Genomic DNA, 24,465 nt, shown 5'->3' with positions numbered 1-24,465 from the left:
ACGCTAGCGGATATGTCTCGGCGCGCTACCGCTCTAGATTGCTGTCGGCATGGCCGCGAGGGTACGCAGGGCATCGTTGACCTGGGGCGATGTCTGCTGCGACCGGAGTGTGCTAGCGAGTTCACGGACGCGCCGTTGAACGCGCGCTGACTGGATACCTGCGGCGGGCTGCGCCAGCTTGGATGCCCAGTTGCAGGCAGCGTCCGCGTCTCCAGCGTGAGCGTGAGTGATGGCGACGAGGGCGGTGTGCAGGGCACGCGTTCGGGTGTTCTGGCTGCCGAGTTCAAGCGCTTCGGGAGCGTGTCGAAGGGCCTGGGTGTACAGGTGCAGGTCGCCCAGGCACCTGAGTGCGGCCCCGGCCAGGTGGGCAGGGCTGAAGTAGCGAACCCAGCGCGGCCCCGGATCTGTGCCCGTCCGGTCGAGAGCGCGCTCAGCCTTAGTGAGGGCGAGCTGGCACGCGCGTCGCTCGCCCGACTGTCCGTAAGCGGTAGCTGCGGTGGCGTGCAGCCGAGCGAGGACTGCGGCGGGTGCGCGGCCGGCCCCGTCAATGGCTGCTTCGACGAGCCGGGCTGCCTCCCGGGCATGTCCCAGGAACACAGCCTGGGTGGCGAGATTGGCCAGCAGGTGAGCGCCGTAGAGGCGATCATCAGCGGCCTTGGCGAGCCGCAGGCCGAGCGTCACATGATGTTGCGCCATGGCATGCTCGCCCGCGTCGTATGACATGAAGGCGAGCTGGCCGGAGAGAGCTGCCGCTGCGCGCATGAGGTTCCGCCCCACGGCATCGGTGTATGTGCCGTGCAACATCGGCGCGACCTGACGCACCAGGAAGTCGGCCATGATGGCACGGGTGTGCGGAGAGCCGCTGCCGTGACGTCGGTCGAGATCGGTGAAATGGTCTGCGAGCAAGTACAGCGATTGAACGTCGGTGGAGGTGACTCGCTGCCGGCCGTTGCGGCTGACCGTCTCGTCGGGCAGGTCATACCGCCAGCCGAGCGCCGCCTCAAGAGCTCTGCCGCTGTCGAACGCCCCGCTGGCATGCTGGTTGAGGTGCTTGGCCAGCCTCGTCCAGATTTGCTCGGCGGTATCGATCGCCCCATCGACGGACGTGGGGTAGACACACGTTCCGATGCTGCGGGCTGCGTCGAATCCCAGCTCTGTAACGGCGACTGAGCGACCGAGCTTGCGGGCAAGTGTTTTGGCCATCGCGGCCTGTACGTGCTCGCCAGGCCGGCGACCGCGCAGCCACCAGTAGACGCTGGCAGCGTCGTAGCGCCAGGCGCCCTCGTTGCGGCCGGTGTGATTGAGCTGGCGAGCGAAGGCGGCGTGGGCCTTGTCGTAGCCGGCGGCACGCAGCAGCTCTTCGAACGCCGCGTTCATTACCGCTCGCGCCATGGTTCCGCCTCCAGGCATCAGTCAACTACCAACAGTCACGAGCCTATGGGTTGGATCGGTCCTTCGGAGTCCGGCGCAACCCTGCGCAACCCACGTCTTGAGCAGCGCAACCGAGCGCATCGCTTGCCATCTGGTCCGTCGGTCGGCAGCCCGCTTCGCTGATCACAGGGGTCCCGAGTGACGGCGAAGTCTGAGCGTCACGCCCCCAACCAACGGAGGTGGGGATGCGAGGCGACGAATCGGCGGGTAAGGGCGAGCAGGTGGACGCGGCCGAGCGGGAGGCTGCCAAACAGCGCCTCCTGGCCCAGGCCGAGGCAGACCGCGTACCCGTGGACGACACGACCCGTGCGGTCCCGGACCGGCGGTGGCGGCGTGACCAACGATGACGTCCCGATCGGCCGCCGCGTCGCCCGCTGGCGGGTGCGGCGGTCGATGACGCAGCAGATGCTGGCGGACCGGCTGCGCAGGTCGAAGAGTTGGGTGGACAAGGTGGAGCGGGGCGTGCGCTCCCTGGATCGGTACTCGGTGATCCAGGAACTGGCCCACGTCCTACGGGTCGACCCGGAGGTGCTGCTCGGCCAGCCGCGCCCAACGCCTGCCGGCCCTCCGGACGGCGTGGACGACGTCCGGGCCGCCCTCGCCCGCTACGACGCGCCGCAAGCCCCACAGGAGACGGACGAGCTGAGAAGGCAGATCGGGTACGCCTGGTTGAGCTACCAGCACGCGCATTACGGGCAGTTGGTGCGGGTCCTGCCGGGCCTGCTCGACGCCGCCCAGGGCGCGCAGACACCGGAGTTGCTGGTGCAGACGTACCGGATCACCTCGTCGCTGCTGGTGAAGCTCGGCGAAGCCGATCTCGGGTGGCTGGCCGCCGACCGGGCGATGTCCGCTGCCGGCGACGACCCGATCCTGACGGCAACGGCGGCCATCTCGGTAGCCCAGGCGCTCCGCGCGTGCAACCGCGACCGCCTGGCCCTAACAGCGGCGCTAACTGCCGCGAACCGCATCACCCCCACCCCAGCGCACCCCCGTGATCATGAGGTTGACGGACCTCATGAAGATCAAAGCGACCGTCAACCTCATGATCACCGGGGCGGGTGCGGGGTCGCTCCGCAGCGGTCAGCGGGGGAGTGGGCCGTGGGCGGGACGCTGCTGCTCCAGGCCGCCCTCGCTGGCGCCGGCTGCGGCGAGAGCCGCCGGGCCGACGAGCTGATCGACCGGGCCGCGGGGATCGCCGCCAACCTTCGGGGGTACGACGATCAGCACCACACCAGCTTCGGGCCGATCGCCGTCGAGCTGGCGCGGGTGCTGATGGCGGCCTCGCGGGGTGACGCCGTCGAGGCGGTGCGGCGACATCCGGTGATGGTGCGGCGGGAGGCGTGGCGGCGGTTGCCGGCCGAGTACCGGGGCGCGCACCTGGTGGATGTCGCGCGGGCGTACCTCCAAGTGGGCGACCTGCGCGGCGCTGCCCGCGCGCTCGTCGACGCGGACAGCGTCGCGCCGGCTGAGGTCCGGTGCCGGCCGTTGGCGCGTACCGTGATCGCCGATGTTGCCCGTGCGCAGCCGGCGCCGGCCGGTGTGGCGCGACTGGCCAACCTGGTCGGCCTCACCCGCTGACCGACCTACCCGCCGGTCGCGGCTGGCCTCACGTCGTCGCCAGCACGCGTCGGCCGTTGGCGAGTCGGGCGCTCTTGGCCTGCTCGTAGCGTTCGATGTCGGCGGAGCGGCTCGCGATCGTGCGCTGCTGGTGCTCCACCATCGCCGCTTGCCAGGTCGTCACGAGACCTGTGCTGTTCTTGCACGCGACGTCGGCCATCGCGGTCCGGCGCTCCACGTCGCTGGGATGGTCGGTGCTCCACCTCGGGTCGTCGTTGGCCTGCCACGGGTCGGCGTAGGTGAACCCCTTGCCGGCCATGCACGTCGACCAGGCCCGGAAGCCGGCCTGAACGCGTGCGTCCTGCTCTGCCTGTTGGCCGGCCCGCAGGGCCAGGTCGTACAGGAGCGTCTCGCCGACCGGTGGCGCGCCCTCGGTCAGGCGCCGGGTCGCCTCGCCGAGGCAGCCGCCTTCAGGGATCCGGCCGCCGGCCGGCTCGGGTCCGTCGGTGCCGAACCGGGTGCCGCTCAGCGCCAGCGCCGTCTTTTCCGGAGGCGGTGGAGGCTTGTCCTCAGCCGTGTCGCCGCCGGGTGCGGCGTGGTAGCCGAGGCGCTGCGCCTGGTCGTGCTCCACCAGCCCGTACAACCCGTCGCGGGTGGCGGCCGGGTCGGTGTGGTGCGGTTCCGGCGGCCGGTAGGAGATGCCGAGCCGGCGCATGCAGGCCACGACAAGTTTCGCCTCGGCCCGTTGGAGAAGCAGGTCCTCGTCCCCGGACGGGAACAGTCGGTCCAACGGAAGGCTCATGGCCGCCACCGGTGATGGCCCGGCGGGCCGCTGCGCGGGCCCGCTCGGGTCACAGGCGGCACCGGCGCCGACGGTCAGGCAGGCCAGGGTCAGGGCCGCGAATTGCCTACGGATCGTGGGCATGGAGACCTCGCTCAGGGTGGAGGGGCTCGCGTTGTCTGTGACCTCACGGCTGACGCGAGCCCCTCGATGCGGTCCTATGGGCGGCAGCGGGTTTGCGGCTGGCCGGCCCAGACGAAGCAGAACGAGTCGAATCGGTCGTTCCAGTTGTTCCCGTTCTGGTCCCGGTCCAGCGTGAGGTTCAGGGCCTCGTCGGACTGGCCGCTGTTGGTCTTCTGCCGCCAGAAGTAGAGGCCCCGGTAGTTCTCGTGCTCGAAGAGGCGGACGGCATTCTGAGTGTCGTAGTTGCGCAGCGAGCTGACGTTGTCGTGCAGCGAGCAGTCCGATGTGCAGGCAGCCACGAACGACCATTGATTGAAGTTCGCAGTGGTCGAGAGGGTGTCGTAGCGACCGCCGCGTAGGTCAGGGTGCTGCCACATGCACAGTTCGCCGCTCTCGCACACGCCGTTGCGCGACGCCGCCGCCTGGGCCGGGCTGGCCACGGCCAGGAGCCCGCCGGCCGCCAGCGCCAACGCACCGAAGAACGCCAGGATTTGTCGCTTCATGAGTCTCCTTAGCTGGGGGATCCTTCTGCCGGAGCTGAGTGATTGTGCTGGTGGCACCGGTGTGGACGAGGTCAGTCAACCCTGGGGAAAGCGGCGCAGCCGAGACATTCGAACCAGTTCGAATCTCGACCCTGTCCGGCGTTTCCCGGGCTGCCGCTTATCGACGACCTGGTATTTCGGCCGGGGTCGTGATGGTGACTCGGCGGCCCGAGCAGATCGCCACTAAGATGCCAGGATGGGCAGGTTCCTGGCGCTCTTCAACGGCGCGGCTGACGGGGCCGACAAGTCCGAACTCACCGAGCAGCAGCAGACCGAGTTCATGGACGCGTGGGCGTCGTGGGCGCAGGCCAACGAGAAGGCCATCGTCGACCCCGGCGCTCCCTTGTACGCGAAGAAGCTGGTCACGGCGCGAGGTGTCGAGGACTTCACCGACGCCCTGATCGCCTACAGCATTGTGGAAGCGGGCTCGCACGACGAGGCGGTCCAGATCTTCTCCGGGCACCCGCACCTGGGGCTGTTCGCCGGAAACTCGATCGCGGTCCTGGAGTGTCCGCCGCCGCCCGAGCGGACTCCATGAAGTTCCTTCTCACCTCATCGGGCATCCGTAACCCGAGCATCTGAGCGCTCGTCGACCTGCTGGGCAGGCCGATCGCCGAGTCCACGGCCCTGTTCATCCCCACCGGGGTCTACCCCTTCCCCGGCGAAGGTGAGAGGGCGTGGGAAGGCGATTCACGGTCGGGCTTCCAGCCCGCTGTGCCAACTGGGTTGGAAATCCACCTCGTCGACCCGCGCCGACTTGATCCCGGCAAGCCGTCACGGCAACTGCAATTCCCAACAATTTCAGGGGAATCACAGGAGATTCCAAGCTTAGACGGCCGTGAATGAAACCCTTGACGTATCAATTTTCCCGGTGGTAACTTTCATTGATCGATTCCTCTGGGAAAAGAGAAACCTTTGCGACTGAAATCCCTCGCCCTTGCCCTGTCCACCGCAGGTCTGCTGGCCACCATCCCCGCCGCGTCGGCGTCCGCCAACGGGCCTTGGCCGGACGAGGAGCCGTGGCCGCCCGGCAACTGCCAGCAGGGCACCTTCTGCGCTTGGCCCAACTGGGCTCCCGTGAATACCGGCCCCACCGAGACCCCGTCCCTGGTGACCACCGGTCCGTGGACCGGCAGCGCCCCGACGAAAACCTTCTACAACCACACGACCGCGAACGTCGAATTGGAATACCACCACACGTGGCAGGACGAATCGACGGTCATCACGCACTGCGCTACCCCACGCGGTAACATCTTCTACCTTCAGGTGATCGTGACTAAGGTGAATTGGCACGGTTCCTGCTAGGGCCTTGTCATGCAGCCTCGAATGGGTGACAGGTCGCACCGGACGATGAGCAGATCCAGTCTCGGGTCTGCTCATCGATTCGTCTCGGTGCGTCCCGCTCCGTTGTGGGCGGCCGAATGCCAGGGCGCGTATCTCGCCCTGGCGGACGCGGACAGTGTCGCGCCGGCCGAGGTCCGGTGCTGGCCGTTGGCGCGTACCGTGATCGCCGAAGTTGCCCGCGCGCGGCCGGCACCGGCCGGCGTGGCGCGCCTGACCACGCGTCGTCATGCCATGAGTGCGAGTCGTCCGCGGGACGGCGCGGAGGGACCACCCGTCCGAGTGGTCCCTCCGCTGGTGTGCTGGTGAGTGGCTAAACTTCAGATTGGCAGTTCACCTGTGCTCTGCTGCGGCGGGCGCAGCCTCGGGAGGGTGTTCCAGCACCCTCTCGAGGGGCCGTCCTGCGGGACGGCGCCTACTCGCAGAAGACCCGCACGGTGGCATCGGGTGAATCCACCTCCACGGTCACCTCGTCGAGGTGCTCCACGAGCGCCTCCAACTGCTCGGGCTTGAGCTGCGTCAGGTCGATCGGCACGCCCGAGTCGCTGAGTGAGGCGTTGGCCTTGACCAGGGCCTGCGGCGGGACCAGCGCCGCCAGTCGTACACCAGCCCGCAGCAGTTGCAGTGGCACCCGCACGTTGACCCGCGACGGCTCGCCGTTGTCGGTGGCGTCCACCACCACCCGCAGGTATTTCACCTTGCCCTTCGGCCGGGCGTCGTGACCCGCCGTCGCCGGTGCCTGGTCCCGTTCGAGTGCGGCGATGAGCTGCTCCGCCTCCTCGGCGGTGATCTTGCCGGCGGCCAGCATGGTGAGGATGTCCTTGCGTTGTTCGGTCATGCGAACCTCTCCTATCGGATAGCCACGAACACGGCCGTGCGGCCCTGCTCGATGTCGAAGCGGGCGCCGGGCAGCGCGGAGATGACACGCCAAGCGGCGCCAAGTGCCCGCACCACACCGATGCGGAACACGACGCAGGCCACGATCGCCGCCAGCACGACCAGGACCACGACCGGGAAAAGCACGAGCGCCACGGGGAGCACCGGAACCCAGACGCGGACGGGCCGGCGGTCCGGGCGGTTGACCTTGACGGTCACCAGCTGCGGCATCACGCCCGGCCGTCCAGCTCGGCCAACGCCTGCTGTGCGGTGATCTCACCGCGGCGCAACCGGTCGATGATGTCGGCTCGCGAGGGCGCCGGGTCGGTCTCGACGAAGTCGAGCATCTGCGTGATCCGGTTGAGTCGTGACTTGATCGTCGGGTAGCTCACCCCGAAGATGCGTTCCATCTCCTTGATCGAACCGTGGCAGCGCACGAACGCCGTGACAAAGACCTGATCGTCGACGTTGAGCTGAGCCAGTTGCGGTGGCTCGAACTCGCCCTCGATCGCGACGCCGTTGCTCGCCAGGCGCACCCGCTCGACGACGAACGGCTGCCCTCGCGTCAGGCTGGTGAGTTCCTGCCAGTCCATCGCCTGCTCTGTCATACCTAAAGTTGTATCTTAAGAATCCTCAACTTCCAAGAAGATGATCTTAATTTTCTTAAGTTCACGCTCGTGAGTGATGAAGGTGATCATGCTGCGACCCCGGCGTCGAGCACGATTCACCCGTCTTCACGGAAGCCGGGTGACCCCGGCCCCTCCGGCAGGCCGGTCGCAAGAAGCCTGAGTCGGTCCCGCCGCCGGCCGGGAATGCGAAACCGCGGCGGGACCCGAAGGGGTCCCGCCGCGGTCGAAGGGGGCGGCCGGCGTAGGGCCAGGATGCACGTCCGGATCACTCGAAGAACTTGATGCTGAACCCGGTGTCGGCCGTCGGGCCGGGCACGTTGGCGCGGCGGTAGGTGGTGTTGCCCCACCAGCAGAAGGTGCCGGTGTACCAGTAGCGGTTCGCCCAGGAGTACGGGGTGCCCTTGGGTACTCCGTGGTACATCAGCGGGAACCTCGGCCCGGCGGGTGGGCTGGTGGCGATGTCGCCGTTGAGCAGCACGAAGCTGTGGTGGCCAGGCCCGTTCACGTGCAGGGTGGGATCCCAGCCGGCCATCATGGTGGCCCGGTTCGAGCCGAACAGGCAGCCGTTCGACTTGTACCAGTCCCACACGTACGTCGGGTCGCCGCCGGCGCGCAGCCGTAGGTCGGCGAGGCAGTACTGGTCGCTCCAGCTGCCGTTGGCGGAGTAGACGATGTGGAGTTGCCCGTTAGGGTCCCTGATCGCCTCGGGGGACTCGTTGATGAACGGGTTGCCGACGACGCGCTCCCAGCTCTCGCGGGGCTGGGAGATGACGTACCGGCCACCGGTCGGGGTGAGCGGGTCGCTCATCCGGCTGAGGTAGATGTTCTGTTCGACGTTGGTGTCCCCGGCCCAACCCGACCAGACGAACCACCGCTGCCCGTTGAAGGTGAACAGGCTGCCGTCGATGGCCCACCTGCCGTCGGGCAGCGCGAGTTGCCGCTCGGCCGTGTAGCCGCTGGCCGGTGACACCGAGTGGATCGCGTACATGCGGTGGGCGGTGCCGCGCCCGGCCGAGAAGTAGATGTAGTAGCGGCCGCCATCGGTGACGATCTCCGGGGCCCAGACCTCACCGAGGTTGCGGCTGTCCGTCCAGACCTGCCGCGCGGGTGCGGCGGCCAGCGCGTCGGGAGAGGCCGCCTGCCGCACGGCGATCCCGCCGTTGACCGACTGGACGGAGATGTAGGTGCCGCCGACGCGGATCACGCTGGGGTCGGCGGCTCGCAGGCTGGTCTGCCCGGCCGCCGCCGGCGCGGCGCCGAGCAGGGGCAAGCCGGTGGCGAGCAGGACGGCCAGCAGGAAGGAGAGGAGTCGCGGAAGGGTTCGGCTACCGACGTTCACGAGGGGTTCCTCTCCTCGGATGGAGCTGGAGGCAACAATCGACACCCATAGATTAGGGCAGGAATTGCTGTGCCACAGTGTTTCGCGAGCCGGCCTCGGAGCTGGCAGTCGCTGGCGGGCATGGGTGCGCTAGCGTTCGGCCCCATGGAACCCGTGGACGTGGTCTTGGCCGTCGTGTGCGCGGCGACCAACCTGGCCATGGCCGCCGTGCTGCTCGTCAGGAGCCGTGGGGGCACGGTCGTGCCCCGGATCTTCGGCCGCCAACAGCCCTTCCCACGCCTGCGGGCCGCGATGCATGCCTGCCTGGGGCTGGGATTGGGCGTCGGCCTGCTCGTCAAGGACATCTTTCCGCCGGACTCCACGGGCGACGCGGTGGTGTTCCACGTGGTGAGGATCTTGCTGGTGACTGCTGTCGTCACCGCCCTGCTGAGCGCCCTCCGGTACCCGCGATCCCTCTCTGGCGAGGCCGCCCGCCAGGGGCGGTGACCGGGCGTCTCATAACTTTCGGCAGGGTTTGCTGTCGGCCGCGATGAGCCCGCCGAGTCGGTGTGGCCGCATCCTGGCAGCCGCTGCGCCTGCCTGAATCGAAAGACTTGTTGCGAAAGCGAGCCACAAAGACGTATAACCGAAAGGAGTCTTTCGCTAAGGGGTGCCTCGATGGAGCTGAACGAGCCGGAACGACGGGTGCGCGTCCAGGACGCCACCAAGCTGCGCGCACTCGCGCACCCGTTGCGCCTGCGCCTGCTGCGCTACCTGCTGGCCGCCGGCCCGAGAACCGCGGCGCAGTGCGCCGAGGCCCTGGACGACACCGGGTCGAACTGCAGCTACCACCTGCATCAACTGGCCCGGCACGGCCTCATCGAGCGGGTCCCCGCCGAGGGGGCCAACCGGCGAGACCGACCGTGGCGCGCCGCCGCCACCGGGCTCGAATTCCTCCCGGACCCCGATGATGCCGAGGGGCAGCAGATCAACGACGCGCTGACCGCCCTAGAGCTCGACGAGGTGTTCCGATCGTTGCAGCGCTACCAGCATCAGCAACACAAGCTGGCCGACCAGTGGCGGGAGAGCGCCACCTTCCACAGCTACACGCTCTCGCTGACTCCGGAGGAGTTGCGGCACCTCACGCTGACCCTGGACGCCGTCATCCGGCCGTACCTGCGCCCGTTGCGCACCGCGCCCCCCAGCGACGCCCGGCCGGTCAGCCTCAACCTGCAGGCGTACCCCACGCCAGAATTCATCTGAGATGGTGGCGCTGCTGCGACACCGCGGATTCGTCCTGATCTGGGCTGCCGGGCTCTTCTCCAGCGTGGCGAGCTGGCTGCTGCTCACCGGGCTGCCGATCTACGTGTTCGGGGTGACCGGCTCGGCGCTCACCACCTCCGCCGTCTTCCTCGTCGAGCTGCTGTGCGGCATCACGCTGGGATCGTTCGCCGGTGCTTTCGCCGATCGTTTCGACCGGTTCCGGCTCATGAGCTGGGTCGCCGTGCTCCAGGCCGCCGTGGTGATCCCGCTGCTCGGTCAGCCCGACCACCACCTGTGGATCATCTCCCTGGTCGCCGGCGCCCAGGCCGTGCTGACCCAGACGTTCGACTCCGCCCGCAACGCCGCGTTGCCACGCCTCGTCGAGCCCGCGCACCTGGTGCGCGCCAACAGCGTGATAGCGCTCAACATGAGTGTGGGACGGCTCATCGGAGGTTCGCTGGGCGGCTTCGCCATTACCCGCGACGGCACCCGTTACCTGGCCGTCGGCGCCACCGTGGCCTTCGTGATCACGGCGACCCTGATCGCCGCCGGCCGCCGCGCCGCCCACCACGCGACTGCGCCGCCGACGACCCCGGACCGTACGTCGTCGTTCTTCACCGCCTGGCGACACGGCCTCACGGCGATGCTGCGCAACCGCGCCGTGCGGATGACGATCGTGAGTGTGGCGTTGGGCGGCATCGCGCAGGGCCTGTTCGTGGTGCTCTTTGTGGTCTTCGTCAGCCGCGCGCTGCACGCCGACGGCACCCTCACCGGTGTGCTGCGCGGCGTCCAGGCGATCGGCGGGGTGGCGGGCGGGCTCATCGTCGGCATGCTGGGCGCTCGGCTCAGCCCCCGGCTGCTGATGAGCCTCGGGGCGACCACCTTCGCCCTGATCAGCCTGGTCATTTGGAACGGACCGGCGGTCACCCGTCAACCCGCGTGGTACATCGGGTTGTTCATCCTGGTCGGCGCACCGGGCATCGCGTACGCCAGTGGAGCTTTCGCACAGATCCAACAGAGCGTGCCCGACACGGAGTTGGGCCGGACCTTCGGCGTCTACTACGCGATCTTCAACGCCTCGCAGGGGCTGGGCATGGCGGCTGCCGGGCTGCTCGGCGACGTGCTCAGCGTCGTGCTCGTGCTCAATGTGCAGGCCCTGCTGTACCTGGCTTCCGGTGCGGTCGCCTACCTGGGCCTGCGCACCGTACGGCAGCAGCGCTCCGCCGTACGGCAGCGCGCCACCGTCGACGTCGGGTAGACCATGCTCGACTCACCGATGACGGCGGCCGGCGGGAGGCCCGCGGCGGTTGCCGGCCGTGCCTCGGGCTCAGGTGCGCGGCAGCATGCCCACGAGCGACGTGATGATCGCGAGCCGTAGGGCCGTCCGTAGGTCGACGTGGTGGACCGCGAGCGCCGGCTCGGACTCGTAGACCGCGAGCAGGCTCGGCGGCGGCGAGGTGTAGGCGGACAGCGCGCCACCCATGATCAAGGTGTGCAGGCAGAACAGCTCGGCGCGGTCGCCGACCTCGGGCAGGTGCCGCCGGACGAGGCCGGCCATCACGGCGAGGTTGCCCAGTGAGGCCCGCTTGTGCCGGCGGACCGCCTCGACCGAGACGTTGTGCTCGAGCACCCCGCCCTGCGCGCCGAACAGATCGCAGAGCACCGTCTGGGCGGCGAGCGACCGGCTGAGCACGTCGGCCGTCTGCTCCGCCCGTTCCATCACGGATCGGCTCAGGTCGACACCGTGGGCCAGTTCCTGGTCCAGGTCGGCCAGCCAGGTCGTCGTCCGGTCGTCCATCAGGTCGAGCAGCACCGCCTCGCGGGACTCGAAATAGCGCAGCACCGCCGTCTTGGCCAGGCCGACCCGCCGGCTCAGCTCGTTCAGGGTCACCTCGGCCACCGGCATCTCGTCGAGCATCGCCGAGGTCGTCTCCAGGATGGCCCGGCGCCGGACCTCACGCTGCTCCTCGCTGCGCGCCCGCTGGAACGTCATGACGCCAACCCTAGCTTAGGTACCGGCGGTCCCTTGACAGCGTACCGGCGGTACATTACCGTTCGAGCATAAGTTACCGGCGGTACATAAGGAGCCTGAGATGAAGTGGACCGAGCAGCAGATTCCGCGCCAGGACGGACGGGTGGCCGTGGTCACCGGCGCCAACACCGGGCTGGGCTTCGAGACCGCCCGGCGACTCGCCGAACACGGGGCGTCGGTCGTGCTGGCCGTACGCGACACGGAGAAGGGCGAACTGGCCGCCGCCCGGATCAACGGCGACGTCTCCGTACGGGAACTGGACCTGACCTCGCTGGATTCGGTGCGCGCGGCCGCGGCCGGCCTGCGCGCCACCCACCCGCGGATCGACCTGCTGATCAACAACGCCGGCGTGATGTACACCCCGAGGCAGACCACCCGCGACGGCTTCGAGATGCAGTTCGGCACCAACCACCTGGGCCACTTCGCGCTCACCGGCCTGCTGCTCGACCTGCTGCTGCCCGTGCCCGGCTCCCGGGTGGTCACGGTCAGCAGCACCGGGCACCGCATCCGCGCCGCCATCCACTTCGACGACCTGCAGTGGGACCGTTCCTACGGCCGGGTCGCCGCCTACGGTCAGTCGAAGCTCGCCAACCTGATGTTCACCTACGAGTTGCAGCGCCGGCTCGCCGCGCACGGCACCACCGTTGCGGTGGCCGCGCACCCGGGCATCTCCAACACCGAACTGGCCCGCAACGCCCCGGCGGCCGTCCGCCGACCGCTCACCTGGCTCGCCCCGGTGATTACCCAGCCCGCGACGGCGGGCGCGCTGCCCACCCTGCGGGCCGCCACCGACCCGTCCGTCCTCGGCGGGCAGTACTACGGCCCCGACGGCCTGGCCGAGGCGCGCGGCTACCCGAGGCTGGTCACTTCCAGCCCCGACTCCTACGACGTGAGCGTGCAGCAACGCCTCTGGGCCGTTTCGGAAGACCTCACCGGCGTGCGGTTCCCGGTGGGCCGGGCAGCCGCCACAGTGTGACTGTGCCAAGTCGGGGTTCCTCGCTCATCGGACGCCCCGGCTTCACCAACCCGAGCCGACGTCGTGCCACGCGGGACCGCGGGGGACCCGGACAGGTCCCACCGCGGCTCAACGGCGTTGGTTAGTCCAAGCCCCAGGTGAAGGCCTGGTTGTTCGAGGTCGTGTAGCAGGTGAACTGCATCATGTCGGCGCCGTTCGCCGTCGAGTTGCCCTCCACCGCCATGCACTTGCCGCTGTTGCGGTTCTTCAGCTGGTAGTAGTCGGCGCTCCCGGAGGTGAAGAGCCTGATCGGCAGCCACTGGTCGTTGAGGCGGGCATCGCCGCACCCCTGCGTGACGATCTTCTCCCGTTCGGTCTTCGACGCATTGCGGACGGCCATGCACTTTCCGCCGTTGCGATAGGAGATGTGGTAGTAGCCCGAGCTGGTCGTGGTGAAGTTCCAGTTGCGCAGCGGCCCCCTGTCGCAGAGATGCTGATCGACCACGGTCCCGCTCGCCGACGCGTACGCCTCGGGGTGGACGCAGTAGTCGTTCGTGAAGGGCTGAATCACCCACGGACCGGTGGTGGCGGCCGACGCCGGGCTGCCGGTGCCGACCAGCGTCGCCGCGATCATGGCGAGCACCGCCACCAGGCTGGTCATCGTTCTGCGCTTCATGAGGGGCTTTTCCTTCGTCCAAAATGGAGGGCCGGGTAAGGCTAACGATCATGTTCGATACACGCCACCGCCGACGCCGGGTGGGCAATCCACTCGCGTTCACGGAAGTCGGGGTGTCCCAGGAGTCCGGACACCCCGACTTCACGAAACCCGAGTCGATCTCTTGCCAACGGCCGGGCAACGGGACCCGGGGAGGTCCCGCTTTCCGGCTGCGGGGCGTTGCTTACGACGGGGCGAACCAGGTGAAGGCCTGGTTGTTCGAGGTCGTGTAGCAGGTGAACTGCATCATGTCGGCGCCGCTCTGCACCGAGTTGCCCTCAACCGCCATGCACTTGCCGGTGCCACGGTTCTTCAGCTGGTAGTAGTCGGAACCCCCGGAGTTGAAGAGCTTGATCGGCAGCCACTGGTCGTTGAGGCGGGCGTCTCCGCACACCTGCGTAGCGATCTTTGCCCGCTCGGTGGTCACCGCGCCGCGGACGGCCATGCACCGTCCGCCGTTGCGGTAGGAGAACTGGTAGTAGCCCGAGCTGGTCGTGGTGAAGATCCAGTTACGGCTCAGTCCGCCCTCGCAGAGGCGCTGTTCGACCACGATGTTGAGCGCCGACGAGTAGCCCGCCGGGTGGAGGCAGTAGAGGTTCGTGAAGGGCTGGACAATCCACGGGCCGGAGGAGGCCGCCGCCGCCGGACTGCCGGTGCCGATCAGCGTCGCCGCGATCATGGCGAACATCGCCACCAGGCTGGTCATTGTTCTGCGCTTCATGAGGGGCCTTCCTATGTCCAAAGTGGAGGGACCGGTAAGGCTAGCGATCATGCTCGATGCACGCTACCCCCGTGCGGACGGCCGGCGAGCCGTCGGCGGCTGATCTCTGGAGCTGGGTTGTCGCCGGCTCTTACGGCTGCGACGGCTCGGGCAGGTTGTGGCGGGCCCAGGCTGCGAAACTCGTGAGGGGAATGCCGAGGGCCCGCGCGTACTCCGGGCGAGCGGGTTGGCCGGCAACATTCATCAGCTCGTGGGAGATGCCGGCCCACTCCGGCATCCCGGCGGCGACCGCCTCCTCCTCGGTCATGTCCGGCGCGGTCAGGTCGGCGCCCAGTGCGTCGGAGAGCACCTTGGCGATCTCCGTCATTGTCAGGTGGTCGCTCGCCAGCTCCAGCTCGACGCCATGGAAGCGATCGGGTTCGGCGATGGCCGCGGCGGCTGCGCGGCCGATGTCGTCGACCGCGACGAGGGAGAGTGAGGTCTGTGGCTTGATGACCGTCGCCAAGCCACCGGCGACGCCCCGGGGGAGCAGGTACGCCACCGAGGGCAGGAAGTTGTCCATGAAGAAGCCCGGCTTGATGAGCGTCCAGTGCGTGAAGCCCGCCTCGCGCACTCGATCCTGGATGCCGGCCTTGGTGGTGTAGTAGGGCTCCAGGGTCGCCCAGCGGCCCTCGGCCCAGCCTGGTGCCTCGGTGTGCTGGCCAGCGCCACTCACGGACGTGTGCACGAACTGCGGCACCTTCGCGGCCAGCGCGCTTTCGATCAGGTTGACACCCTGTGCCAGCTCGCCGTCGAAGTTGATGGTGTTGCCGTCCATCGCGGGCATCTGCACCGAGAAGACGGCCCGTGCTCCGTGCGCGGCCCGGACCAGCGAGTCGCGATCGTCGAGGTCGCCGGTGACGAGTTCGGCGCCGCGGGCCTCGACCGCCCGCGCGCGGGCGGTCGAGGGGTCGCGGACCAGTGCCCGGACGGGTACGCCGGCCGCGAGCAGGGCGCGAGCGGTGGCACCGCCCTGCCTCCCGGTGGCGCCGGTGACCAGGACGGGTGCGGATTCAGTGGGCATGAGGGGTCTCCTGTCACGGGTGAAGCATAAACGGCGGGGCCCGCCGTTTATGCTTCGCTAAGATACGGCGGGCCCCGCCACTTAGCAACCGTGAGGTGATGACGCCATGTCCAGCCAGCGAGCGGACGCCCGGCGCAACTACGCGCGCCTGCTGGCCGTGGCCGAGCAGGAGATCGCCGCGCACGGTGCCGACGCGTCCCTGGAGCAGATCGCCCGCACCGCCGGAGTCGGTTCGGCCACCGTGCGCCGGCACTTCCCCAGCCGCCACGCGCTGCTGGACGCGGTCTTCCGCGGAGTGATCGAGAACCTCGGCGCCCGCGCACGGGAGTTGTCCGACGCCGCCGACGCTCGGGCCGCGCTGCTGGAGTGGCTCACCGCCGTCAACGGGAACGTCGCCACCATCAGGGGCCTGGCCATCGCGCTCACCCGCGACTGCACGGCCAACCCCACCGAAGCGCACGAGCACTGCGCCACCGCGCAGCTCACCGAGGCGGGCGAACCACTCGTACGCCGGGCCGCGACGGCCGGCGCGGTGGCGCCAGACGTGACCATCACCGATGTGCTGGCGCTGATCACCGGCATCGCGTTGGCAACCGAGCACCACTTCGATCCCGCCGCCGCCGCGGCCCGACTGCTCGACCTGGCGGTAGCGGGAATCAGCCCACGCCGAGGGTGACGTTCTCCACGGGGCCGGATCGCCGTCGTCAGGGCGTGGCGGGCCGGGGTGCGGGGGTGAACGGGGCTAGGAGCAGGTTGGTGAGGCGCCGCCTGGCGTCCTCGTCGCCGCTCAACCGCAGCGCACCGGACTCCACTGCCGCCGCCAGGGTGATCTCCCGGCCGCAGACGGCACGAAGGGTGTCGATGTCGGTGGTCAGCGCCGCGTCGGGGTCGGACGCCGTGCCGCGCCGCAGCTGCACCGTCTCGTCGGCAACGTTGGCGAGGTACGTGTCCGCGTCGATGTGGAACGCGTAGCTGCCGGCGAGTTCCGGCGCTCGCGCCGGGTCGAAGGCGGCCTTGATGCTGAGCAGCAGGGAGTCGATGCCGAGTGCGCCGTCGGGTGACTGGGGCGACTGGCTTCCCCAGCGTCCGAACTGGAGGAGGACCGGCTCCAGGGCGCGACCCCATTCGGTGAGCTCGTAGAGGTGGACCCGCGTCGGCGGGCCCAGGTCCCGCCGGTAGACCACGCCGTGCTCGGTCAACTGGCGCAGCCGCTGGCTCAGCACGTTCGGGCTCACGCCGGGCAGGCCGCCGAGCAGGTCGTTGAACCGCCGGGGGCCGAGCAGCAGGTCGCGTACCACCAGCAGCGCCCACCGCTCGCCGATGATGTCCAGTCCACGCGCGACACCGCACGGATCTCCGTAACTACGCCTGCCGCTCATGGCGTCCACCCTACCCGGATCCTAAATTAGGAGCCGCGCTTGTTCTTCAGGAGTTGCACCCCTAGCGTGGTCTCATGAGCCTGCCGCAACACGGCTGATCCGGACCCCCGGGGTTCACCGCACCATGACGGAGGACGAGAGATGCGCAAGATCGTCGTATCGATGTGGACGACCCTGGACGGATTCGTCGCCGGCCCCGACGACGAGATGGACTGGCTGCTGGTCGACGACCACCTGCAAAAATACGAGCGGGGCCTGGTGGAGAACGCCGGCAGCCTGATGCTGGGCCGAATCACGCATGCCGACTTCGCCGGCCACTGGCCGTCGACCGCCCAGGACCCCGACCAGCCGGACGACGTACGGGGGTATGCCCAACGCCTCGACGCGCTGGAGAAGATCGTCGTCTCCGCCTCGGGAAACACCGCGACCTGGGCGAACACCCGACGGCTCGCCCGCCTCGACGCCGACGAGGTCACCGAACTCAAGCGTGGGCCCGGCGGCGACATCGTGGTCTACGGCAGTCTGACAGTGATCCGGTCCCTCGCCGATCTCCGGCTCATCGACGAGCTGCACCTCCTGGTGCATCCCCTGTTCCTTCGCCGGGGCAAGGCGCTGTTCGACGGTGGTCAGCCGCCGGCACGACTGGAGTTGGTGTCCGCCGAACCCTTCGCCTCCGGGGTCGTCCTCCTGAAGTACCACCCCGCCTAGGTGCTCACTGCTGGGCGACGACCACCCGGGTGGCCTGGGCGATGAGGGCGTCGTCGGGGGTGGCGTCCTTCCTGTCGCGGCTGGACAGCACGGCGAGCACGATCGGCGCCCGATCGGGCGGCCAGATCACCGCGATGTCGTTGCGGGTGCCGTACCCGCCGGTCCCGGTCTTGTCCCCGACCACCCAGCCAGCCGGCACCCCGGCGCGGACCAGCGCCGCGCCGGTGGTGTTACCCCGCAGCCAGCCGCGCAGCACGTCACGGTCCGCCGGTTCCAGGGCATCCCCCACGGTGTACGCCCGCAGGTCGTCGGCCAGGGCCCGCGCGGTGCTGGTGTCCCGCTGGTCGCCCGGTGTTCCCTCGTTCAGCGCCGTCTCGTAGCGGTCGGCCTCGGTGACCGTGTCGCCGAGCGCGCGCAGCTTCGACTCGAACCCCGCCGGCCCGCCGAGGTGACGCAGCAACAGGTTGCCGGCCGTGTTGTCGCTGTAGCGCACGGCGGCGTCGGCGAGGGCGCGCAGGCTCATGCCCTCGCCGACGTGCTTCTCGGTGACGGGGGAGTGCGTCACCAGGTCCCGCGCCGAGTACCGCACCACCCGGTCGAGTTGGGCGTCGGTGGTGCCGTCGAGCACCTCGGCGGCGGCCAACGCCTTCCACGTTGAGGCGTACGCGAACCGCTCGTCGGCGCGGTACGCCACCGTGCGACCGGTGCCCGTGTCGACGACGTAGACCCCCAGCCGCGCCCCGAACTGCTCCTCCAACTGCCGGAACTCCTGATCGGCGGCCGGCGACGGGGTGAGCGTCAGATCCGGGCTCGGCGTCGTCCGCGCCTTGGTCGCGTCGCCGCCGCCGCTGCCGCACGCCGCCATCGAGACCACAGTCGACGCCACGGCCAGCATGGTCGCCAGCCGTCGGACAGAAACCGCCATCGTCGTTCCTCCTGAAGTGCCGTCGGTCAGGGCAGAATCTCGACGTACCCGTCACTGCCGTGTACGCGGATCCGCTGCCCGTCGCGGATCAGCCGGGTGGCGTCGAGCACGCTGACGACAGCCGGCAGGCCATACTCCCTCGCGATCACCGCACCGTGCGTCATCAACCCGCCGACCTCCGTGACCAGGCCGGCAATGCCGACGAACAGGGGCGTCCAGCTCGGGTCCGTGTGGGCCGTGACGAGGATGTCGCCCGCTGCGAGATCGGCCTGCGACATGTCCAGGATGACGCGGGCGCGCCCCTCGACTGTCCCGGCCGACACCGGTACACCGGCCAGGGCGCCGGCCGGCACGTCGTCGCGTCGGTACGCCCCGGTGATCGCCTCACCGTCGGAGGTGAGCACCCGGGGCGGGGTGAGCGCCTGGTACGACCGGAACGCGTCCCGGCGCTGCCGGATCAGCTCGTCGTCCACCCGATGTGTGCGCACCACCTCGTGGAACTCCTGGAACGTGAGGTAGAAGACGTCTTCCTTCTCGGTGAGCACGCCGGCCCGCACCAGCCGCTCGGCCTCTGCCAGCAGGGCTTGCTTGTAGACGAAGTAGCGGCTGATGATGTCGTACTTCGGGTACTCCCGATAGCCGATGAAGGCCCGCACCCGGTCGATCATCCGCGCGGTCTCGTCGGCCTTCTGCTCACCGTCCGGCAGCGCGCGCAGGCGCGTCAACACCTCCCGCGCCTTCTGCTGAGCCTGCTGTTGGCCCTGCTCGAAGCGCCGCCGGGCCGCGCCCGGCTCGAAGAGCTTGACGTTGTCCAGGAGCACGGGCACGAGCGTGCCGGGGCGTTCGCTCCACCGCGGCCTGGTGATGTCGATCTCGCCGACGCAGCGCATGCCGTACCGGTCCAGGTACGCCTCGATGGCGGCGCGCGCCTCGGCCCCGCCCGCGACCGCCGGCAGCTCGTCGAGGAAGTCGTCGTGCGCGACGCCCTGGAGGAACGCCACCACCTCCGGATGCGGTCGGATCACGTCGGCGACGTCGAGCAGCGCCAGCCCCATCTCCGAGGTGATGTTGCCGGGGGCGGAGAGGGTGAGGGTGTCCGCGGCGTTCTTCTCGCCCAGCCAGTCGTGCAGCCGGCCGTTGAGCCACCAGGTGGCCTCCATGCCGGCCATGATCGCCTGCATGGTCAGCGGATCACCGAGGACCCGCTTGTGCTCCTGGAAGGCTTCCAGCAGGAAGTCGAACAGCGCCGTACCGGTCAGCGCCGCGACGTCGCGCCGCAGGGCGGCGATGGAGGCCGTGCTGCGCTCGATCAGCTCGGTCACGATGGCCGGGTCGGTCTCGATCGAGGCGGACGGGCCGCCGGTGGTCGGCGTGCCGGGGCCGCCCCCGTCCGGGAGGGTCGGAATGAAGTCTCCGCGGTCGAGCAGGGTCTCCAGCGCGTCTCTCATCAGCGGATCGTCGCGCCCCGCCATCGTCAGGAAGCCGGCGCGGCTGGCGGGAGCGGCCAGCAGGCGGGTGGCGTCGACGAACAACCTCCCGCCGGCCGCCAGCATCGGGGCCATGGCGGTCAACTGCCACATGGAGAGCCCCAGCGGCCGCATGGCGTCGGTCATCATCTGCTGGTGACCGACCGAGAGGTAGACGTGATTCTCCTGGTCAGTGGCCGCCGGGATGGGGAAGAGGGTGGTGATCGGCCGGCTCTGCACGATCTGGAAGTCGTCATCGATCAGGCACCATTCGATGTCCTGCGGGCGGCCGAACTGCGCCTCGATCCGCCGCCCGAGCCGCACGAGTCGTACGACCTGCGCCTGCGTCAGCGCCGGCTGCTCCTGTCGCTGCGGGTCGATCGTCACCTCCCGCGTGCCGCCGCCCGGCAGAGCGGCGACAGCGCGCTGCTTGACGGCGACCGCCCCGGTGACGACCTCCCCGTCGCGCACCGTGAAGACGTCCGGGTTCACCAGGCCGGACACCAGGGCCTCGCCGAGGCCGAAGCTGGCGTCCACGGTCGCGACCTTCCGGTTGCCCGTCACCGGGTCGGCCGTGAACAGGATGCCGGAGGCATCCGGAAAAACCATCCGCTGTACGACGACAGCCATCTGAACCGTGCGGTGGTCGATGCCGTTGCGCAGGCGGTAGATGACGGCCCGCTCGGTGAACAGCGACGCCCAGCACCGGCTGACGTGCCGCAGGATCGCCTCCGGCCCCACCACGTTCAGGTAGGTGTCCTGCTGTCCGGCGAAGGACGCGGTGGGCGTGTCCTCCGCCGTCGCGCTGGACCGCACGGCGTAGGCGGCCTGCTCACCGAAGCGGGCGAGCGCGCCGGTGATCGCGGCGGCCAGGTCGCCCGGAATCGCGGTCTCCTCGACGCTGCGGCGGATCTCCGCGCTGAGCGTGCCAATCGCCTCCCGGTCGTCCGGGCTCAGGCGCGACAGCTGATCGAGCCGATCGTCGATCGACGGCGTCTGCGCGACGACCCGCCGGAAGGCGGCCGTCGTCACGCAGAACCCGGCCGGCACCCGGATGCCGTCGATCCGGGACAGCGCGCCCAGGTGCGCGGCCTTGCCGCCGACGACTGACACCTGCGTCTCGTCGACCTCTCGAAGATCCAACAGCGGTACTCGGTCGCCGCGGCCCTCGTCCATCGACAACACACCCACGTCGTGCCCCCGTTACCTCGTTTGTGCTGGTCCGGCCGCCGATTCTGCGCCATGACCGGGGTCTTGCGGCAAGCCCCCAGGTGCGATATACGTTAGAAGTGGCAGGGGGAGTGATCTCCTTGCCACTTGTCTTTTGTCGCGGCGGCCGGGCCGGCAATCGGGCCCGTTCAGTCGTGGGGGAGCCGGCGCGGCTCAGCCCTCAGCCCTCAATCCTCAGCCCTCGGCTGAGTTTCCAGGAGGCGATCGGCCAGGCCGCGATGAAACCAGCGATCAGCCCGATCTGACCGGCGAACCAGAACGTCGGGCTGTCGGGCAGCAGGTGTAGCTCCGAGAAGATCACACGATGCGCGAGCGTCAGCCACGCGAACAACACCACCTCAAACACGGTGATGGTCAGCAGCTCGGTCTTGCCGACGCTCGACACCGCGCGCCAGACCTTCGTCAGGCTGCGACCGGGCCCGGCGAAGTACCGGAAGAGCACGGCGATCGTCACCGCCATCAGATAGTCGCCGGCGTAGGCGACCCACAGGGGGTCCTCGGCCGGATCGAATCGCACGGCGTACAGGGCGACCTCGGCGACGACGAAGCCGAGAGCGCAATGGGCGCCGCAGCGGGACACGTGGGTGACGACGAGGCCCCGGCGTGGCCTGCGCGGTAGACCCTCCCGCCGCCGTCGAGACAACGCCTCGGGTCTGCCCCAGTTCCAGTAGAGGCGGACGGCCGCCGGGCCGATGTAGAGAACGGTCACCAGCCAGACGATCTCCATGACCCGGACCGGCTGACGGTGCCCCCGAAGGTACGTGTCGATAACGACGACCGCGAGGCTGACGACGCCGACCGCGAGCGATGCCCAGGACAGCGCCAAGAGCCAGGTTGGTTGCATCCCCGCCCCTTCCGCACGCCGGGCGAGTCTTTCATGTCGTCCTCGTTCGGATCGGCGGATCGGGCGTTCCCGCGTGCCCGGCGCGGTCGGATTCACCCTCCCCGGCCTCGCCCGGACGGTGGAGTGAACCGGCCGGCGGCTGCACTACGGTGCGGGGGTGACCAGTGCCCCTCGGGAAGCGGAAGCGCGCGTCGGTCCGATCGGCGCGCTGCTCAGCCGATTCGTGTTCCTGGCCATCTGCCTACCCGGACCGGTCCTGCTCGTCGCCGCCGTGACGCTGGATCCACCGCCGTCGTCCACCGACTTCTGGGGTCTGCTGGGCGGTGGCGTCCTGGCGACAGTCGTCGGTGTCGGGTTCGGTGTCTTCGGTTGGCGGGTGGTGGCCCGTTCGCGCCGCGACTCGCGTCGACTGGCCGCGGCTGGCGTCGCCGCGACGGCGGAGGTCCTTCAGGTGGCGAACCACCTGGACGGCGAGAACCCCGGGCTGGAGCTCCGCCTGCGGATCAGTGGGCCGGGGTTCACCCCGTTCGAGGCGGACACCATCCGCGGGGACGATCCGGCGCTCGTGCCGGGCGCGGTGCTGGCTGCGGTCGTGGACCCCGCCGACCGTCTCTTCGCGATCATTTAGGCCCGTCCGCGCCAGGACTTGTCCGCCGCGGTCAGTCGCGCTCCAGGCCGGCGAAGATGACCGCGAGCGTACGGGCTTGCAACTGTTGGTCCCATCCACCGTGCAGGGCGCCCTGGCACAGGCTGGCCAGGAGCGCCATCGTCTCGGGCAGCCGTACCGAGTCGGCGACGGCTCCGGCGGTCTGGGCCTGTTCCAGCAACCTGCCCACCGCCTCCTCCAGGTGCCCTACCGCGTCCGGAAGCCGGATGTCCATCCCGGACCCGGCGAGCAGGTCGACGACGGTCTTCTTCGCTGCGGCCTGCGCCACCAGGTGCGTGAAGAACGCGAAGAGGTCATGCTTTCCGGCCTCCTCGACGAGCTGCGCAAGCAGTCGCTTCATGATCGCGGCGAGCAGGTCGTCCTTGGTGGGGAAGTGACGAAAGACCGTGCCGATGGCAACGCCGGCCCTGCGGGCCACCTCCTCGGTGGAGGCGCGGGTGCCGGACTCGGCGAAGACCGCCTCGGCGGCGTCCAGGATGCGTGCCCGGTTGCGCTGCGCGTCGGCACGCAGCGGCGATCCCTCTACCAAAGTGAGTCTCCACTCATTATTCTCGGTCGTCTAAGTCGAGTCATGGCTCATTATCCAGGAGGACGACATGACACCAAGCGAGATCTTCGACAGCATGCGCGCCCGGTGGCTCGCGAACCTGCCCACCTACGAGGCCGACTCGCTCGCCGACGACGCGGTGGTCGAGACACCGTTCGCCGCACCCGGCCGCCCTACGCGCATCGAGGGGAAGCAACAGGTCCTTGAGTACACACAGGCGGGCCGGGCGATGTTCCCGGTCCGGTTCGACGACTGCCGCAACGTCGTCCTGCACGAGACCGCTGACCCCGAGGTGATCGTGGTCGAATACGAACTGGTCGGCACCCACACGGCGACCGGGGTGACCGCCTCGGCGCCGTTCATCGGGGTGCTGCGGACCCGGGACGGCAAGCTGGCCCACTGGCGCGAGTATCAGCACACCCTCGCCATCGCTCAGGCCGCCGGTCAGGCATAGGCCCGCATCAAGATGGGGCGGCCCTGAACGCGCCGCGCTGGCACACTCTCGGACATGGTCGACTGGTATGCGCGGGCCGAAGTGGACGGCGACGTCGTCCGGATATCGGAGCCGCACGTCAACGAACTGCTGTCGGCGAACTTCTGGTGGTTGCGGGGCAACGATCGGGACATCGTGATCGACGCCGGGCTCGGAGTCGTCGCCCTGCGGGAGGCGATTCCGGGCCTGTTCGAGCGCGATCCGATGGTCGTGCTCACCCACGCGCACCTGGATCACGTCGGTGGGGCGTCGGAGTTCGGGGACCGGGCCGCCCACCTCGCCGAGGCCGGGATCTTGGCGGCCGGCGCACCGGCGAGCCTGTACGGCACGGAACTCTTCGACAAGCTGGGCATCGACGCCGCCGGAGAAGCCGTCCCGGAGCTCATGATCGACGTTCTGCCCGACCTCGGTTACGACCCGGCTGCCTACCGCGTCGCACCCATGACCCTGAACCGCCTGCTCGGCGACGGCGACCGGGTCGACCTGGGCGGGCGGGTGCTGACCGTGCTGCACCTACCCGGCCATACGCCGGGGAGCATCGCCCTGTTGGAGGAGCGCACGGGGACCCTGTACTCCGGCGACATCATCTACGAGGGTGCCCTGATCGACAATCTGCCGAACTCCGACGTCGCGGCCTACCGGCGAAGCATGGAATTCCTCGTCGACCTCGACGTGTCCGTTGTCCATCCCGGCCACGGGGAGAGCTTCGACAGGCCACGCCTTCGCCAGTTGGCCGAGACCTACCTGCGCAGGACAGCCGCCAGCTCCACCACCGCCCAGCTGCCTACCTGAACTGGCC

The 24,465-nt window shown here is 69.3% G+C and carries 29 protein-coding genes; 13 read left to right on the top strand and 16 right to left on the bottom strand.

Annotation, left to right across the window (positions count from 1 at the left end; genetic code table 11):
* Positions 1-33: 33 nt before the first annotated feature.
* The gene (locus tag AC5L30_RS24785; RefSeq protein WP_494870020.1) at positions 34-1,377 is read right to left on the bottom strand and encodes an NsdA family TPR-like regulatory protein; all 1,344 of its coding nucleotides are present in this window, start codon (positions 1,375-1,377) and stop codon (positions 34-36) included.
* Between the two features lie 239 nt (positions 1,378-1,616).
* Here AC5L30_RS24785 and AC5L30_RS24780 point away from each other — a divergent pair, with 239 nt between their 5' ends.
* The gene (locus tag AC5L30_RS24780) at positions 1,617-1,778 is read left to right on the top strand and encodes a hypothetical protein (protein ID WP_494870019.1); all 162 of its coding nucleotides are present in this window, start codon (positions 1,617-1,619) and stop codon (positions 1,776-1,778) included.
* Positions 1,765-3,009, top strand: coding sequence for a helix-turn-helix domain-containing protein (locus AC5L30_RS24775; RefSeq protein ID WP_494870018.1), 1,245 nt, complete (start codon positions 1,765-1,767; stop codon positions 3,007-3,009). The genes AC5L30_RS24780 and AC5L30_RS24775 overlap by 14 nt, the downstream gene beginning before the upstream one ends.
* A 28-nt stretch (positions 3,010-3,037) precedes the next feature.
* Here the strand turns inward: AC5L30_RS24775 and AC5L30_RS24770 are convergent, their stop codons facing one another.
* Both AC5L30_RS24770 and AC5L30_RS24765 read right to left on the bottom strand, forming a co-directional pair.
* A complete protein-coding gene (locus tag AC5L30_RS24770) occupies positions 3,038-3,913 on the bottom strand; it encodes a hypothetical protein (protein WP_494870017.1) in 876 nt (291 codons plus the stop codon).
* Positions 3,914-3,987: 74 nt separating this feature from the next.
* Positions 3,988-4,455, bottom strand: coding sequence for a peptidase inhibitor family I36 protein (locus AC5L30_RS24765; protein WP_494870016.1), 468 nt, complete (start codon positions 4,453-4,455; stop codon positions 3,988-3,990).
* A gap of 235 nt (positions 4,456-4,690) precedes the next feature.
* Here AC5L30_RS24765 and AC5L30_RS24760 point away from each other — a divergent pair, with 235 nt between their 5' ends.
* Together AC5L30_RS24760 and AC5L30_RS24755 are read left to right on the top strand one after the other, a co-directional pair.
* Entirely contained in the window at positions 4,691-5,032 is a 342-nt protein-coding gene (locus AC5L30_RS24760; protein WP_494870015.1) for a YciI family protein, read from the top strand.
* 377 nt (positions 5,033-5,409) lie between these two features.
* The gene (locus AC5L30_RS24755) at positions 5,410-5,799 is read left to right on the top strand and encodes a hypothetical protein (protein ID WP_494870014.1); all 390 of its coding nucleotides are present in this window, start codon (positions 5,410-5,412) and stop codon (positions 5,797-5,799) included.
* A gap of 451 nt (positions 5,800-6,250) precedes the next feature.
* Here AC5L30_RS24755 and AC5L30_RS24750 read toward each other — a convergent pair whose 3' ends face one another.
* The 4 genes from AC5L30_RS24750 to AC5L30_RS24735 form a co-directional block, all read right to left on the bottom strand.
* Positions 6,251-6,673 carry an SHOCT-like domain-containing protein gene (locus AC5L30_RS24750; RefSeq protein ID WP_494870013.1) on the bottom strand — a complete coding sequence of 141 codons (423 nt, stop codon included), beginning with the start codon at positions 6,671-6,673 and terminating at the stop codon, positions 6,251-6,253.
* Positions 6,674-6,684: 11 nt separating this feature from the next.
* Complete coding sequence (locus AC5L30_RS24745; protein ID WP_210784253.1) at positions 6,685-6,942, bottom strand: hypothetical protein; 258 nt, start codon at positions 6,940-6,942, stop codon at positions 6,685-6,687.
* Positions 6,942-7,319 (bottom strand): DUF2089 domain-containing protein, encoded by a 378-nt coding sequence (locus tag AC5L30_RS24740; protein ID WP_494870012.1) that lies wholly within the window; start codon positions 7,317-7,319, stop codon positions 6,942-6,944. Before AC5L30_RS24740 ends, AC5L30_RS24745 begins: the two co-directional genes overlap by 1 nt.
* 286 nt (positions 7,320-7,605) lie before the next feature.
* Positions 7,606-8,679 (bottom strand): glycoside hydrolase family 43 protein, encoded by a 1,074-nt coding sequence (locus tag AC5L30_RS24735; RefSeq protein ID WP_494870011.1) that lies wholly within the window; start codon positions 8,677-8,679, stop codon positions 7,606-7,608.
* A 144-nt stretch (positions 8,680-8,823) separates the two neighbouring features.
* Here AC5L30_RS24735 and AC5L30_RS24730 point away from each other — a divergent pair, with 144 nt between their 5' ends.
* The 3 genes from AC5L30_RS24730 to AC5L30_RS24720 all read left to right on the top strand — a co-directional run bounded on the left by AC5L30_RS24730 (position 8,824) and on the right by AC5L30_RS24720 (position 11,179).
* A complete protein-coding gene (locus AC5L30_RS24730) occupies positions 8,824-9,165 on the top strand; it encodes a hypothetical protein (RefSeq protein WP_494870010.1) in 342 nt (113 codons plus the stop codon).
* Positions 9,166-9,336: 171 nt separating this feature from the next.
* Positions 9,337-9,921, top strand: coding sequence for a winged helix-turn-helix domain-containing protein (locus tag AC5L30_RS24725; RefSeq protein WP_494870009.1), 585 nt, complete (start codon positions 9,337-9,339; stop codon positions 9,919-9,921).
* Position 9,922: 1 nt separating this feature from the next.
* A complete protein-coding gene (locus AC5L30_RS24720) occupies positions 9,923-11,179 on the top strand; it encodes an MFS transporter (RefSeq protein WP_494870008.1) in 1,257 nt (418 codons plus the stop codon).
* A 69-nt stretch (positions 11,180-11,248) separates the two neighbouring features.
* Here the strand turns inward: AC5L30_RS24720 and AC5L30_RS24715 are convergent, their stop codons facing one another.
* Entirely contained in the window at positions 11,249-11,914 is a 666-nt protein-coding gene (locus AC5L30_RS24715; protein WP_494870007.1) for a TetR/AcrR family transcriptional regulator, read from the bottom strand.
* A gap of 100 nt (positions 11,915-12,014) precedes the next feature.
* Between AC5L30_RS24715 and AC5L30_RS24710 the strand changes: the two genes are divergently transcribed.
* A complete protein-coding gene (locus AC5L30_RS24710) occupies positions 12,015-12,929 on the top strand; it encodes an SDR family NAD(P)-dependent oxidoreductase (RefSeq protein WP_494870006.1) in 915 nt (304 codons plus the stop codon).
* A 121-nt stretch (positions 12,930-13,050) separates the two neighbouring features.
* Here AC5L30_RS24710 and AC5L30_RS24705 read toward each other — a convergent pair whose 3' ends face one another.
* The 3 genes from AC5L30_RS24705 to AC5L30_RS24695 all read right to left on the bottom strand — a co-directional run bounded on the left by AC5L30_RS24705 (position 13,051) and on the right by AC5L30_RS24695 (position 15,407).
* Positions 13,051-13,584 carry an RICIN domain-containing protein gene (locus AC5L30_RS24705; RefSeq protein ID WP_494870005.1) on the bottom strand — a complete coding sequence of 178 codons (534 nt, stop codon included), beginning with the start codon at positions 13,582-13,584 and terminating at the stop codon, positions 13,051-13,053.
* Between the two features lie 223 nt (positions 13,585-13,807).
* Positions 13,808-14,344, bottom strand: coding sequence for an RICIN domain-containing protein (locus AC5L30_RS24700; RefSeq protein ID WP_494870004.1), 537 nt, complete (start codon positions 14,342-14,344; stop codon positions 13,808-13,810).
* A 130-nt stretch (positions 14,345-14,474) separates the two neighbouring features.
* A complete protein-coding gene (locus AC5L30_RS24695) occupies positions 14,475-15,407 on the bottom strand; it encodes an NmrA family NAD(P)-binding protein (protein WP_494870003.1) in 933 nt (310 codons plus the stop codon).
* Between the two features lie 106 nt (positions 15,408-15,513).
* Here AC5L30_RS24695 and AC5L30_RS24690 point away from each other — a divergent pair, with 106 nt between their 5' ends.
* Complete coding sequence (locus AC5L30_RS24690) at positions 15,514-16,083, top strand: TetR/AcrR family transcriptional regulator (RefSeq protein WP_494870002.1); 570 nt, start codon at positions 15,514-15,516, stop codon at positions 16,081-16,083.
* 28 nt (positions 16,084-16,111) lie between these two features.
* On the opposite strand, the gene AC5L30_RS24685 is transcribed toward AC5L30_RS24690, so the two are convergent.
* Positions 16,112-16,786: a winged helix-turn-helix transcriptional regulator gene (locus AC5L30_RS24685; protein WP_494870001.1), complete on the bottom strand. Its 675-nt coding sequence runs from the start codon at positions 16,784-16,786 to the stop codon at positions 16,112-16,114.
* Positions 16,787-16,927: 141 nt separating this feature from the next.
* Here AC5L30_RS24685 and AC5L30_RS24680 point away from each other — a divergent pair, with 141 nt between their 5' ends.
* Positions 16,928-17,494 (top strand): dihydrofolate reductase family protein, encoded by a 567-nt coding sequence (locus tag AC5L30_RS24680; RefSeq protein WP_494870000.1) that lies wholly within the window; start codon positions 16,928-16,930, stop codon positions 17,492-17,494.
* A 4-nt stretch (positions 17,495-17,498) separates the two neighbouring features.
* On the opposite strand, the gene bla is transcribed toward AC5L30_RS24680, so the two are convergent.
* The 3 genes from bla to AC5L30_RS24665 form a co-directional block, all read right to left on the bottom strand.
* Complete coding sequence (gene bla / locus AC5L30_RS24675) at positions 17,499-18,419, bottom strand: class A beta-lactamase (protein WP_494869999.1); 921 nt, start codon at positions 18,417-18,419, stop codon at positions 17,499-17,501.
* Positions 18,420-18,445: 26 nt separating this feature from the next.
* Positions 18,446-20,998 carry a rifamycin-inactivating phosphotransferase gene (gene rph, locus AC5L30_RS24670; RefSeq protein ID WP_494869998.1) on the bottom strand — a complete coding sequence of 851 codons (2,553 nt, stop codon included), beginning with the start codon at positions 20,996-20,998 and terminating at the stop codon, positions 18,446-18,448.
* A 277-nt stretch (positions 20,999-21,275) separates the two neighbouring features.
* Positions 21,276-21,959, bottom strand: coding sequence for a DUF4396 domain-containing protein (locus AC5L30_RS24665; protein WP_494869997.1), 684 nt, complete (start codon positions 21,957-21,959; stop codon positions 21,276-21,278).
* 157 nt (positions 21,960-22,116) lie between these two features.
* Here AC5L30_RS24665 and AC5L30_RS24660 point away from each other — a divergent pair, with 157 nt between their 5' ends.
* Entirely contained in the window at positions 22,117-22,587 is a 471-nt protein-coding gene (locus AC5L30_RS24660) for a hypothetical protein (protein ID WP_494869996.1), read from the top strand.
* 31 nt (positions 22,588-22,618) lie between these two features.
* Here the strand turns inward: AC5L30_RS24660 and AC5L30_RS24655 are convergent, their stop codons facing one another.
* Entirely contained in the window at positions 22,619-23,155 is a 537-nt protein-coding gene (locus tag AC5L30_RS24655; protein WP_494869995.1) for a TetR/AcrR family transcriptional regulator, read from the bottom strand.
* A 67-nt stretch (positions 23,156-23,222) separates the two neighbouring features.
* Between AC5L30_RS24655 and AC5L30_RS24650 the strand changes: the two genes are divergently transcribed.
* Both AC5L30_RS24650 and AC5L30_RS24645 read left to right on the top strand, forming a co-directional pair.
* The gene (locus AC5L30_RS24650) at positions 23,223-23,627 is read left to right on the top strand and encodes a nuclear transport factor 2 family protein (RefSeq protein ID WP_494869994.1); all 405 of its coding nucleotides are present in this window, start codon (positions 23,223-23,225) and stop codon (positions 23,625-23,627) included.
* A gap of 54 nt (positions 23,628-23,681) precedes the next feature.
* A complete protein-coding gene (locus AC5L30_RS24645; protein ID WP_494869993.1) occupies positions 23,682-24,458 on the top strand; it encodes an MBL fold metallo-hydrolase in 777 nt (258 codons plus the stop codon).
* Positions 24,459-24,465 lie beyond the last annotated feature (7 nt).

This window comes from Micromonospora sp. BQ32 (assembly GCF_059358895.1).
Note: the sequence above shows the minus strand (reverse complement) of the source record. Positions and strands in the feature narration are given on the sequence as shown.

Bases quoted from the DNA above. Each gene is read 5' to 3' on its own strand.
- AC5L30_RS24765 (WP_494870016.1), bottom strand. From the start codon at position 4,455: ATGAAGCGACAAATCCTGGCGTTCTTCGGTGCGTTGGCGCTGGCGGCC.
- AC5L30_RS24690 (WP_494870002.1), top strand. From the start codon at position 15,514: ATGTCCAGCCAGCGAGCGGACGCCCGGCGCAACTACGCGCGCCTGCTG.
- AC5L30_RS24650 (WP_494869994.1), top strand. From the start codon at position 23,223: ATGACACCAAGCGAGATCTTCGACAGCATGCGCGCCCGGTGGCTCGCG.
- AC5L30_RS24780 (WP_494870019.1), top strand. From the start codon at position 1,617: ATGCGAGGCGACGAATCGGCGGGTAAGGGCGAGCAGGTGGACGCGGCC.
- AC5L30_RS24740 (WP_494870012.1), bottom strand. From the start codon at position 7,319: ATGACAGAGCAGGCGATGGACTGGCAGGAACTCACCAGCCTGACGCGA.
- AC5L30_RS24725 (WP_494870009.1), top strand. From the start codon at position 9,337: ATGGAGCTGAACGAGCCGGAACGACGGGTGCGCGTCCAGGACGCCACC.
- AC5L30_RS24720 (WP_494870008.1), top strand. From the start codon at position 9,923: ATGGTGGCGCTGCTGCGACACCGCGGATTCGTCCTGATCTGGGCTGCC.
- AC5L30_RS24715 (WP_494870007.1), bottom strand. From the start codon at position 11,914: ATGACGTTCCAGCGGGCGCGCAGCGAGGAGCAGCGTGAGGTCCGGCGC.
- AC5L30_RS24680 (WP_494870000.1), top strand. From the start codon at position 16,928: ATGCGCAAGATCGTCGTATCGATGTGGACGACCCTGGACGGATTCGTC.
- AC5L30_RS24705 (WP_494870005.1), bottom strand. From the start codon at position 13,584: ATGAAGCGCAGAACGATGACCAGCCTGGTGGCGGTGCTCGCCATGATC.
- AC5L30_RS24770 (WP_494870017.1), bottom strand. From the start codon at position 3,913: ATGCCCACGATCCGTAGGCAATTCGCGGCCCTGACCCTGGCCTGCCTG.
- AC5L30_RS24760 (WP_494870015.1), top strand. From the start codon at position 4,691: ATGGGCAGGTTCCTGGCGCTCTTCAACGGCGCGGCTGACGGGGCCGAC.
- AC5L30_RS24710 (WP_494870006.1), top strand. From the start codon at position 12,015: ATGAAGTGGACCGAGCAGCAGATTCCGCGCCAGGACGGACGGGTGGCC.
- AC5L30_RS24645 (WP_494869993.1), top strand. From the start codon at position 23,682: ATGGTCGACTGGTATGCGCGGGCCGAAGTGGACGGCGACGTCGTCCGG.
- AC5L30_RS24730 (WP_494870010.1), top strand. From the start codon at position 8,824: ATGGAACCCGTGGACGTGGTCTTGGCCGTCGTGTGCGCGGCGACCAAC.
- AC5L30_RS24695 (WP_494870003.1), bottom strand. From the start codon at position 15,407: ATGCCCACTGAATCCGCACCCGTCCTGGTCACCGGCGCCACCGGGAGG.
- AC5L30_RS24685 (WP_494870001.1), bottom strand. From the start codon at position 16,786: ATGAGCGGCAGGCGTAGTTACGGAGATCCGTGCGGTGTCGCGCGTGGA.
- AC5L30_RS24700 (WP_494870004.1), bottom strand. From the start codon at position 14,344: ATGAAGCGCAGAACAATGACCAGCCTGGTGGCGATGTTCGCCATGATC.
- bla (WP_494869999.1), bottom strand. From the start codon at position 18,419: ATGGCGGTTTCTGTCCGACGGCTGGCGACCATGCTGGCCGTGGCGTCG.
- AC5L30_RS24745 (WP_210784253.1), bottom strand. From the start codon at position 6,942: ATGCCGCAGCTGGTGACCGTCAAGGTCAACCGCCCGGACCGCCGGCCC.
- AC5L30_RS24750 (WP_494870013.1), bottom strand. From the start codon at position 6,673: ATGACCGAACAACGCAAGGACATCCTCACCATGCTGGCCGCCGGCAAG.
- AC5L30_RS24785 (WP_494870020.1), bottom strand. From the start codon at position 1,377: ATGAACGCGGCGTTCGAAGAGCTGCTGCGTGCCGCCGGCTACGACAAG.
- AC5L30_RS24665 (WP_494869997.1), bottom strand. From the start codon at position 21,959: ATGCAACCAACCTGGCTCTTGGCGCTGTCCTGGGCATCGCTCGCGGTC.